The following is a 10,542-nucleotide window of genomic DNA, read 5'->3' on the forward strand; positions in this document are numbered from 1 at the left end:
CGTCGGTACGTTCGCGTGCGGGCGATCGTGAAAACCTGAGCGGCGTTAAGCGATCCGGCCGGGTGGGGGGCTGGCCGGTTAATGGCCCTGAGATTCGCGCAGGCCGGTTTCCGGCGGCGCCGCTCGGTGTTTCGCATGCGTGACGAAGAGGTCTGGCGTGTTACGCGTCCATGAACGAGTGGTTCATGAAGACCGGCCGCGGCGGGTACCCGGGTGACCTGACTGGGGGAGCCTGATCGGACCTGAGGGTGACTGCCGCGGCCGGGGCCTTGGGGAGCGGCCCTCGGGGCCGTCAGACGGCCTCCGCGGCTTCGGGGAGCCGGGAGGCGAGGTGGTCGGTCAGCCGGACCACGTCGGCCACGTCGCCGTACTCACGCGCGGCGGCGTCCACGGTCTTGCGCAGTCGGGTGTTGACGCGCTCGGACCGTACCTTTCCCGCCACGTCGAGGGCGCGGCCGACGAGGACGGTGGCCTGCTCGGGTTCGCGCTGGAGCAGGTGCACGGTGGCCATGCCGATGAGGTTGAGGGCGTACGAGCGCTGGTGCTCCTCGTCCTTCTCGAAGAGCTCGACGGCCCGCTCCATGACCGGCTCGGCGAGGGAGGCGTACATGGGGCTGCGCCCGGCGACGTAGGCCAGATCCCGGTACGAGTGGGAGTTCTCGCCGTTGAGCTCGGCCTCGGAGAAGAAGCGGATCCAGTCGGGCTCGGGCTCGCCGCCGAGGCCCACGTCGCCGAAGGTGTCCTCGGCCATCCGCACGGCCCGCTTGCAGCGGCTGGGCTGGCCCATGTTGGCGTAGGCGCGGGCCTCCATCGCATACAGCATGGCCTGGGTGCGCGGGCCGGCGCAGTCGCGGCTGCCGTACTGGGCGAGGTGGATGAGCTCCAGGGCGTCCTCGGGGCGGCCGAGGTGGATCATCTGGCGGCTCATGCCGGAGAGGATGTAGGAGCCCAGCGGCTTGTCACCGCCCTCCTTGGCCGCGTGCAGGGCGAGTACGAAGTACTTCTGCGCGGTGGGGTGCAGGCCGATGTCGTAGCTCATCCAGCCGGCCAGCTCCGCGAGCTCGGCGGCGACCTTGAAGAGCCGCTTCATGGCGGGGGCCGGGTGGTTCTCCTGGAGCAGGTCGGTGACCTCGTGGAGCTGCCCGACGACGGCCTTGCGGCGCAGCCCTCCGCCGCACTGCGCGTCCCACTGGCGGAACATCACGGTGGTCGCCTCGAGGAGGTCGAGCTCCGGTTCGGAGAGTCTGGGCGGCCGGTGGCCCGCGAGGGCGCCCGTCGGCCCCGCCTCGCGCGGTTTCGGGTCGGCGGCCGGGGCCGGGACGAGCCAGCGCTGCATGGGCTCGATGAGGGCGGGGCCGGCGGAGAGGGCGAGGGAGGTCCCGAGGAAGCCGCGGCGGGCCAGCATCAAGTCGCTGCGGGAGAACTCGCTGAGCAGCTCGACGGTCTGCGGTCCGGCCCAGGGCAGGTCCACGCCGGAGACGGAGGGGGTCTGGTGCGCGGTGCGCAGGCCGAGCTGCTCGATGGCGACCACGGAGCCGAAGCGCTCGGAGAAGAGCTCGGACAGGATCCGCGGAACGGGCTCGCGGGGCTGTTCGCCGTCGAGCCAGCGGCGCACCCGGGAGGTGTCGGTGCTGATGTGGTGGGCGCCCATCTGGCGGGCCCGGCGGTTGACCTGGCGGGCGAGCTCGCCCTTGGACCAGCCGCTGCGGACGAACCACGACGTGAGCTGTTCGTTGCGGCCGGCTTCGGGCGGAGCTTGCGGCGGGGACGACATCCCGGACTCAGCACTCGTTCCGCTTGCGCCGCTGCCGCTCACTGGAACGCCCCCATCCGTCAGCCTCTTCAACGAAACCCTGGCGGGGGCGGCAAGCGCCGTCCCGGACCTTCACAGGTCCTCCACAATTTGCCTCCGGCATACCCATGGACGGGTCCGCCTTCGAGCTTCGTGCACCGAAAGTAATCCTACGATCACCCCCTCGGCGAGGTTGATTCCAGAAACGCCACCATTCGCCACCCCTTCGAATGAACTCGCCAGCGGCCAGGCGCGATTCACTTGACACGAAGGCGAAAACGGAATGGTTGGACTGGAGTGCGCTCGGGGCGCGCGCGGCGAGGAGTGCGCCGGGCGACAGGCCCGCGGCCGCACCGCATCACGTCCCGATCCCGTCCCGCCGAGGTCGTAACCACCGGCGCGTCCGACCCGTTGGAGGGGGCATGGGCATGGGCTTCACGATCGGCGGCAGCCGCGGCACCAAGGAGTTCCGCACCGGCGCCCGGCGCCGCGGACGGACGTCGGACTGTACGGCGGTGGCGGAGTACACCGGACTGTGGGGCTGGGACGCGGTCCCCGGAGCGCGCGCCGCCGCCCCCGCCCGCGACTGCTCCTGCGGTCATACGGGCTGCAGTGCGCCGGGAGCGCATCCGCTGGCCCTCGCGCCGACGGTCCCGGCCGGAGCCACCCTCGACGAGGTCGCCGAGACCTGGGGCGAGTACCCCGGCGCGGCGGTGCTGCTCCCCGTCGGCCGCACCTTCGACGTCATCGAGGTCTCCGCGGAGGCGGGGCGCCGGGCCCTGGTCCGGCTGGAGCGGATGGGCCTGCCGCTCGGGCCCGTCACCGCCACCCCGGACGGCCGGGCCCAGTTCTTCGTGGCCCCGGGCGCGGCCGCCGGGCTTCCTCAGCTGCTGTACCGGATGGGCTGGGACGACGCGGACCTCGACCTGCGGGCGCTGGGCCAGGGGTCCTACCTGACGGCGCCGCCGTCCGACTTCGCGGGGCTCGGGCCGGTGAGCTGGCTGCGGCCGCCCGCGCTGGACTGCGCCGGGGATCCGCCGCAGGCCCGGCTGCTGCTGGGCACGCTCGCCTACCTCTGCCACCGCCTGCGCGGCGCGTAGCTCCGCACACGCCCGTGCCCCCGGGTCCGTGGGACCGCGGGGGCACGGGTCGACGTACGGATCTCGCGGGTCAGTCGCCGATCAGGGCGTCGACGAACGCCTCCGGCTCGAAGGGGGCCAGGTCGTCGGCGCCCTCGCCCAGGCCGACGAGCTTGACCGGGACGCCCAGCTCACGCTGGACGGCGACGACGATGCCGCCCTTGGCGGTGCCGTCGAGCTTGGTCAGCACGATGCCGGTGATGTCCACGACCTCGGCGAAGACGCGGGCCTGGGTCAGGCCGTTCTGCCCGGTGGTGGCGTCCAGGACCAGCAGGATCTCGTCCAGCGGGCCGTGCTTCTCCACGACGCGCTTGACCTTGCCGAGCTCGTCCATGAGGCCGGTCTTGGTGTGCAGGCGGCCGGCGGTGTCGATGAGCACCACGTCGGCGCCCTCGGCGATGCCCTCCTTGACCGCGTCGTAGGCGATCGAGGCGGGGTCGCCGCCCTCGGGACCGCGCACGGTGCGCGCGCCGACCCGGTCGCCCCAGGTCTGGAGCTGGTCGGCGGCGGCGGCACGGAAGGTGTCGGCCGCGCCGAGCACCACGCTGCGGCCGTCGGCGACGAGCACGCGGGCGAGCTTGCCGGTGGTGGTGGTCTTGCCGGTGCCGTTGACGCCGACGACCATCACGACGGCGGGGGTGTCGACGCCGCTCTCGGTCTTCACGGCGCGGTCGAAGTCGGTGCCGAGCAGGGTCAGCAGCTCCTCCTTCAGCAGCGTGCGCAGCTCGGTGGGCGTGCGGGTGCCGAGCACCTTGACCCGCTCGCGCAGCCGCTCGACCAGCTCGTGGGTCGGCGCGACACCGACGTCGGCGATGAGGAGGGTCTCCTCGATCTCCTCCCAGGTGTCCTCGTCGAGGTGCTCGCGGGAGAGCAGCGTGAGCAGCCCCTTGCCCAGCGAGTTCTGCGACCGGGCGAGGCGGGCGCGCAGCCGGACCAGGCGGCCGGCCGTGGGCTCGGGCACCTCGATCTCGGGCGCGGGCGGGGCCTCGACCACGGGATCCTCGACGGCGACCGGGGATTCGAGGGCCGTCTCCGCGTCGGGGAGGGCGACCTCCTCGATCGTGCGGCGCGGCTCTTGCGCCGTCGGTGCGGCGTCCTCCCCCACCTGCGGTTCGGCGGGCGGGGCAGTGATGGTCGGCGTGCTCGACGGTGCCGAGGGCGGCAGCTGCTTCTTCTTGCGGCTGCTGACCACGAGCCCGCTGATCGCGCCGACCGCGACCAGGGCGATGACTACGGCAAGGATGAGGATTTCCATAACCCAGCCAGTATGCGCGACCTGACCCACGGCACTTCGTTTCCCGGGCGGGGCCTTGTGTCACCCCCTGTATCGGTAGGCAGGCCGGCAAGGGCGTGGTCGGCGCTGAGCGCCCAGGGGCTGTCGCGGCCCGAGCGGTGAGCCGCGACAGTCCCTGCCTCTTGGATCATCACACAAGGCATTACGCCTCTATTTGTGGTTTTAGCGGTAAATCTACGATGATGGTCGCCTTCCGCCCCCCACGCCCCCACGGAGTACCGCATGCCTGCCGAGCCCGCCGACGGCGCGATCGCGACAGAGACCGCCGTCGAGACCCGCGGCCTGGAGCCCGTCCCGGACAGCGAGCGGCGCGGCCGGGTGCGCGAGCTCGTGCCGACCTGGGTCGCCGCCAACATCAGCGTGCTGCTGCTGACCATGGGCGCCGGCCTGGTCATCTCGAACAAGCTGAACATCTGGCAGGTGCTCGTCGTCGCGATCGTCGCGCCCGTCATCTCGTACGGGATCGTCGGCCTGATCTCCATCGCGGGCAAGCGCGGCGGCGCCCCCGGCATGGCGCTCTCCCGGGCCGTCTTCGGCCAGCGCGGCAACCTCTTCCCCGGCACGCTGATCTGGGTCGCCCGGTGGGGCTGGGAGACCATCAACGCGGTCAGCGGCGCCTACGCCGTCCTGACCGTCCTCGACCTGGTCTTCGGCATCGGCAAGAACACCACCCTGATCGTCGTCACGCTGCTCTTCTTCGTCGGCTGCACCTTCCTGGTCTCGGGGCTCGGCATCAACGCGCTGCGCGTCTGCTCCAAGTGGTCGACGTACCTCTTCGGCGCCTTCAGCGTGCTCGTGCTGGGCTACCTGATCGTCGAGACCGACTGGTCCGCCGTCTTCGGCAAGCCCGCCGGCTCCACCGCGATGATGATCGCGGGCATCGGCACCATCGCCGCCGGCGGCATCAGCTGGGTGCCGTCCGGCCCGGACTTCACCCGCTACCTGCCGCGCACCGCCTCCTCCAAGGGCATGGTCGGCGCCACCATCGGCGGGGCGGGCATCGTGGTCCTGCCGATGGTGCTGATGGGCGCGGTCATGGCCGTCGGGACGCCCGACCTGGCCAGCGCGCAGGACCCGGTCTCCTTCATCGGCGAGCTGCTGCCGACCTGGATCGCGGTCCCGTACCTGCTCATCGCGCTCGTCGGCATGCTGCTCATCAACTCGATGTCCATGTACTCGGCCGGCTTCACCGCGCAGACCCTGGGCATCAAGGTCTCGCGTGCCGCGGCGGTCAGCGTCAACGCCGTCATCAGCCTGGTCTTCGGCTTCCTGCTGATGGTGGTCGCGACCAGCTTCTTCGGCTCGTTCATCTCCTTCCTGACCCTGCTGGCCGTGGCCTTCTCCGCCTGGATCGGCGTCTTCGGCGTGGACATGCTGCGCCGCACCTCCTACGACGGCCCCGCACTGCTGGACACCACGCGGACCAGCGCCTACTGGTACAAGGGCGGCTTCGCCTGGCAGGCCATGACCGCCTGGGGCCTGGCCCTGGTGGTGGGCACGATGTTCACGAAGGTGGACTGGTTCAGCGGGCCGCTCGCCACCACCTGGATCGGGCAGAACGGCCTGGGCTGGGCGGCCGGCATCCTCACCTCGGCCGCCCTGTACGCCGTACTGCCGCGCACGGCCGCGCCGGCGCCCGCCGAGGAGCGCGAGCTCGCCGGATCCCTGTCCAACTGACGCCACGTCAGCTAACGTCCCCCTTCGCCCGCGCACCCACATCCGGCGAAGGGGGACTCCTTCATGCCCATCACCGTGGCCCGGTTCAATCTCGTCGACCCGAACGGCACCCCCGAGAGCCTCTCCGCCCGGTACAGGGCGGCCCTGGAGATGGCCAGGTACGCGGACGACCGCGGGATCGACACCATCCAGACCGAAGAGCACCACGGCACCGACAACAACTGGCTGCCCTCGCCGTTCGCCTTCGCGGGCGCGGTCTTCGGCGCCACCCGCCGGATCGCGGTCACCGTCTCGGCGATCATCGGCCCGCTGTACGACCCCCTCAAGGTCGCCGAGGACGTCGCCGTCCTGGACCTGCTGAGCGGCGGCCGCCTCGTCACGGTCGCGGGCATCGGCTACCGGCCCGCGGAGTACGAGCAGCACGGCGTGGAGTGGGGCCGGCGCGGGCGGCTCCAGGACGAGCTGCTGGAGACCCTGCTGAAGGCGTGGACCGGCGAGCCGTTCGAGTTCCGCGGCCGTACGGTACGGGTCACCCCGCGGCCGTTCACCCGGCCGCACCCGATGCTCCTGGTCGGCGGCAGCTCGCAGGCGGCGGCCCGGCGCGCGGCCCGGCTGGGGCTGCCCTTCTTCCCGAGCGCGCACCTGCCGGAGCTGGAGGCCTACTACAACGCGAAGCTCGCGGAGTACGGCACCGAGGGCTTCTGCATGATGCCGGCGGCCGAGACCCCGCTGCTGCACATCGCCGAGGATCCGGACCGGGCGTGGGCCGAGCACGGCGAGCGCTTCCTGCACGAGGCGGGCACGTACGCGTCCTGGCAGTCCAAGGACATCCGCAGCGCCGTGCGGTCCGGCGCCCGCTCGGTGGCGGAACTGCGCGCGGAGGGGGTGTACCGCATCCTCACCCCGGACGAGGCGGTCGCGTACGCCCGCGGCGCCGGCGAGGCCGGGAACCTGGTCCTGCACCCGCTGTGCGGCGGGATGCCGGTCGACGAGGGCTGGCGGAGCCTGCACCTGCTGTGCGAACAGGTACTGCCCCGGCTCAAGGACTGAGCCGGGGCAGTATCGAGGAGAGGGGTGGTGGCGGGGATGGTTACCCCATCTCCTCCAGCGCCTTGCCCTTGGTCTCCGGCACCCACTTGAGGATGAAGGGGATCGAGAGCAGGGCGAAGACCGTGTAGATGACGTACGCGCCGGAGAGGTTCCAGTCCGAGAGGCTCGGGAACGACACGGTGATGACCCAGTTGGCGATCCACTGGGCGGCCGCGGCGACGCCGAGGGCCGCGGCGCGGATGCGGCCCGGGAACATCTCGCCGAGCAGCACCCAGACCACCACGCCCCAGGACAGGGCGAAGAAGAGCACGAAGCAGTTGGCGGCGACCAGGGCCACGATGCCCTGGGCGTGCGGCAGGGCGATGTCGTCACCGGCCCCGGACTTGAAGGAGAACGCCCAGGCGGCGAGCCCCAGCGAGATCGCCATGCCGGCCGAGCCGATGAGGGCCAGCGGCTTGCGGCCGATCCGGTCCACGAAGATCATTGCGATCACCGTGCCGATGATGTTCACGACCGAGGTCTCGAAGGAGTACAGGAACGAGGCGCTCGGGTCGATGCCGACGGACTGCCACAGCGAGGAGCTGTAGTAGAAGATCACGTTGATGCCGACGAGCTGCTGGAACAACGACAGGCCGATGCCGACCCAGACGATGGGCAGGAAGCCGAAGCGCCCGCCGAGCAGGTCCTTGAAGGTGGACTTGTGCTCGGAGCGCATGGCGTGCTCGATCTCGGCGACGCGCTCTTCGAGGTCCACTTGCGAACCCTCGACCTCGCCGAGCACCTTCTTGGCCTCGTCGTTGCGGCCGACGGAGACCAGGAAGCGGGGGGACTCCGGGATGACGAAGGACATCAGCCCGTAGAGCGCGGCCGGAACGACCATGACGCCGAGCATCCACTGCCAGGCTTCCAGGCCGCCGATCTCGCCGCGCTGGTCGCCGTCGGCGAGGTTCAGGATCCCCCAGTTGACGAGCTGGGAGACGGCGATGCCGATGACGATCGCCGCCTGCTGGAAGGAGGCGAGCCGGCCGCGGTACGCGGGCGGGGAGACCTCGGCGATGTAGGCCGGTCCGATGACGGAGGCCATGCCGATGCCGAAGCCGCCGACGACCCGCCACATGGCCAGGTCCCAGAGGGCGAAGGGGAGGGCCGAACCGATGGCGCTCGCCGTGAAGAGGACGGCGGCGATCTGCATGCAGCGGATGCGGCCGATCCGGTCGGCGATGCGGCCCGCGGTGGCGGCGCCGAACGCACAGCCGATCAGCGCGGCGGCGATCACCTGGGCGAGGACGGCGGGGCCGACGTCGAAGCGGTCCTGGATCGCGACGACGGCGCCGTTGATGACGGAGCTGTCGTAGCCGAAGAGGAATCCGCCCATGGCCGCGGCCGCGGTGATGAAGATGACGTGCCCGAGGTGCTCGGGGTGTGCCGCCCGGCCACCGCCTGCCGCGGGGACGTTCGCTGTGCTGCTGGTCAAGGTGTGCTCCGTGGGGGTTTCGTCCGTCCTACCAGTGGCGCACAGTTCAAGATCGGGCACCACCCGAAGGCGGGAGACAGCGGAGCGAGCCTATGCGTTCATTTCGTGAAGTCAAGAGGGCGTGTGAAGTTCATGTAAGCCAGAAACGACCTCATCTGAGTTCACTTCTTGAATGTAATCGGGTCAGCGGAGTCGCTGGCTGATGACCTTCGAGACACCGTCGCCCTGCATGGAAACGCCGTAGAGCGCGTCGGCGACCTCCATCGTCCGCTTCTGATGGGTGATGACGATGAGCTGCGAGCTCTCCTGGAGCTCCTCCATGATCCGGATCAGCCGCTGCAGGTTGGTGTCGTCGAGCGCGGCCTCCACCTCGTCCATCACGTAGAACGGGCTGGGCCGGGCCTTGAAGATCGAGACCAGCAGCGCCACGGCGGTCAGGGAGCGCTCGCCGCCGGAGAGCAGCGAGAGCCGCTTGACCTTCTTGCCGGGCGGGCGGGCCTCGACGTCCACGCCGGTGGCCAGCATGTTGTCGGGGTCGGTCAGGATCAGCCGGCCCTCGCCGCCGGGGAAGAGCCGCGAGAACACCCCCTCGAACTCGCGGGCCGTGTCCCGGTATGCCTCGGTGAAGACCTGCTCGACGCGCTCGTCGACCTCCTTCACGACCTGAAGGAGGTCGGCCCGGGTCTTGCGCAGGTCCTCCAACTGCTCGCTGAGGAACTGGTGGCGCTCCTCCAGGGCCGCGAACTCCTCCAGGGCGAGCGGGTTGACCTTGCCGAGCTGCTGGTACGCGCGCTCGGCCGCCTTCAACCGCTTCTCCTGCTGGGCCCGTACGAAGGGGCCGGGACGGTTGCGCGGATGTTCCGGGTCCTCGGGCAGTGCTTCGCCCTCGGCGGGCGGGGAGGGCGGCACCGGCTGGTCGGGCCCGTACTCGGCGACCAGGCCGGCCGCCTCCATCCCGAACTCCTCCAGGGCGCGGCCCTCGACCTGCTCGATGCGCAGCCGCTTCTCGGCGCCGAGCACCTCGCCGCGGTGGACGGAGTCGGTGAGCTTGTCGAGCTCGCCCTTGAGGTCGCGGCCGCGGCCCCGGGCCTCGGTCAGTTCGCGCTCGCGCAGCCCCTTGGCGTACTCGGCGGCGGCCCGCTCCTGTTCGGCCCGGCTCAGGGACACCTCCACGTGCGCGAGCAGTTGCCCGGCGCCGTCCGCCACGGCCCGGGCCACCTGCGCCTCGTGCCGCAGCCGGTTCCGGCGCCGCTCGGCGCGGGCGCGCGACTCCCGCTCCGCGCGGGCTCCGCGGTCGAGTGCGTCGGCGCGTCCGGCCAGAGCCTTGACCCGCTCCTCGTGGGTGCGCAGCTGCAGCCGCGCCTCCATCTCGGTCTGGCGCGCGTTGGCCCCGTCGGCGGCGAGACGCTCGCGCCGGGAGGTGTCCGGCTCCTCCTCGACCGGCATCTCCTGCGCCACCTCGAGCCGCTGCGCGCACTCCTCCACCTCGGCCAGGGCCTGCTCCAGCGCGTCCTGTGCCTTGGCCGCGGCCGTGGTGCAGCGCTCGGCCTCGCCCGCGGCCCCCTTGGCCTGCCCGGCGAGGCGTCCGAGCTGCTGGGCGACCCCGGCGCGGGCCTGCTCGGCGGCGCGGCGGCGTTCGCCGAGCTCCTCCACGCGCGCCGCGCAGTGGGCGCGGCGGGCCTCGGCCGCCTGCTTCGCCCCGTCCAGTTCCACGCAGTGCCCGTCGAGCCGGGCCAGCTCTGCGGCCGCCTCGTCGACGGCGGCCTGTACCTCGATCAGGCTGGGCACCGCCGCGGAGCCGCCGTGCGCGAGATGCGCCCCGAGTACGTCCCCCTCCACGGTCACGGCCACCGCGTCGGGCCGCTCCGCGACGAGTGCCTCGGCCTCTTCGAGGGTCCCGACCACGAAGTGGTCCCGCAGGATCCATCCCACGGCCCGCCGCGCTTCGGCGTCGCCGCCGACCAGCGCGGCCGCGGGCACGCCGGTGGCCGCTTCGTCCGCGGGTCCGCTGCCGGTGCTCCGCCCCGGGCCCCGCGCCTCAAACGCCGGCGAGGCTGGACGTGGCTGGTGCTGTCCGCCCGCGGAGGCCGGCGTGCCGCTGCGTGGCACGCCGGCC

7 protein-coding genes are annotated in these 10,542 nt (G+C 71.8%); 3 read left to right on the forward strand and 4 right to left on the reverse strand.

Going from position 1 to position 10,542, the window contains the following annotated elements:
- Positions 1-292 precede the first annotated feature (292 nt).
- The gene (locus ACFWB8_RS06815; RefSeq protein WP_385223412.1) at positions 293-1,816 is read right to left on the reverse strand and encodes a hypothetical protein; all 1,524 of its coding nucleotides are present in this window, start codon (positions 1,814-1,816) and stop codon (positions 293-295) included.
- A gap of 404 nt (positions 1,817-2,220) precedes the next feature.
- Between ACFWB8_RS06815 and ACFWB8_RS06820 the strand changes: the two genes are divergently transcribed.
- Positions 2,221-2,892, forward strand: a complete 672-nt coding sequence (locus tag ACFWB8_RS06820; protein WP_385223413.1) for a bifunctional DNA primase/polymerase — start codon at positions 2,221-2,223, stop codon at positions 2,890-2,892.
- A gap of 70 nt (positions 2,893-2,962) precedes the next feature.
- Here the strand turns inward: ACFWB8_RS06820 and ftsY are convergent, their stop codons facing one another.
- Positions 2,963-4,186 (reverse strand): signal recognition particle-docking protein FtsY, encoded by a 1,224-nt coding sequence (ftsY, locus tag ACFWB8_RS06825; protein WP_385223414.1) that lies wholly within the window; start codon positions 4,184-4,186, stop codon positions 2,963-2,965.
- 261 nt (positions 4,187-4,447) lie between these two features.
- Between ftsY and ACFWB8_RS06830 the strand changes: the two genes are divergently transcribed.
- Together ACFWB8_RS06830 and ACFWB8_RS06835 are read left to right on the forward strand one after the other, a co-directional pair.
- A complete protein-coding gene (locus ACFWB8_RS06830) occupies positions 4,448-5,902 on the forward strand; it encodes a cytosine permease (protein ID WP_385223415.1) in 1,455 nt (484 codons plus the stop codon).
- A gap of 63 nt (positions 5,903-5,965) precedes the next feature.
- Positions 5,966-6,952, forward strand: coding sequence for an LLM class flavin-dependent oxidoreductase (locus ACFWB8_RS06835; RefSeq protein WP_385223416.1), 987 nt, complete (start codon positions 5,966-5,968; stop codon positions 6,950-6,952).
- Positions 6,953-6,992: 40 nt separating this feature from the next.
- On the opposite strand, the gene ACFWB8_RS06840 is transcribed toward ACFWB8_RS06835, so the two are convergent.
- Positions 6,993-8,426 (reverse strand): sugar porter family MFS transporter, encoded by a 1,434-nt coding sequence (locus tag ACFWB8_RS06840; protein ID WP_385223417.1) that lies wholly within the window; start codon positions 8,424-8,426, stop codon positions 6,993-6,995.
- 183 nt (positions 8,427-8,609) lie between these two features.
- Positions 8,610-10,542 (reverse strand): AAA family ATPase (locus tag ACFWB8_RS06845; protein WP_385223418.1); only part of this gene is annotated, 1,933 nt, incomplete at its 5' end.

Origin of the sequence: Streptomyces sp. NPDC060031, assembly GCF_042736805.1 — a bacterium.
GTDB lineage: Bacteria > Actinomycetota > Actinomycetes > Streptomycetales > Streptomycetaceae > Streptomyces.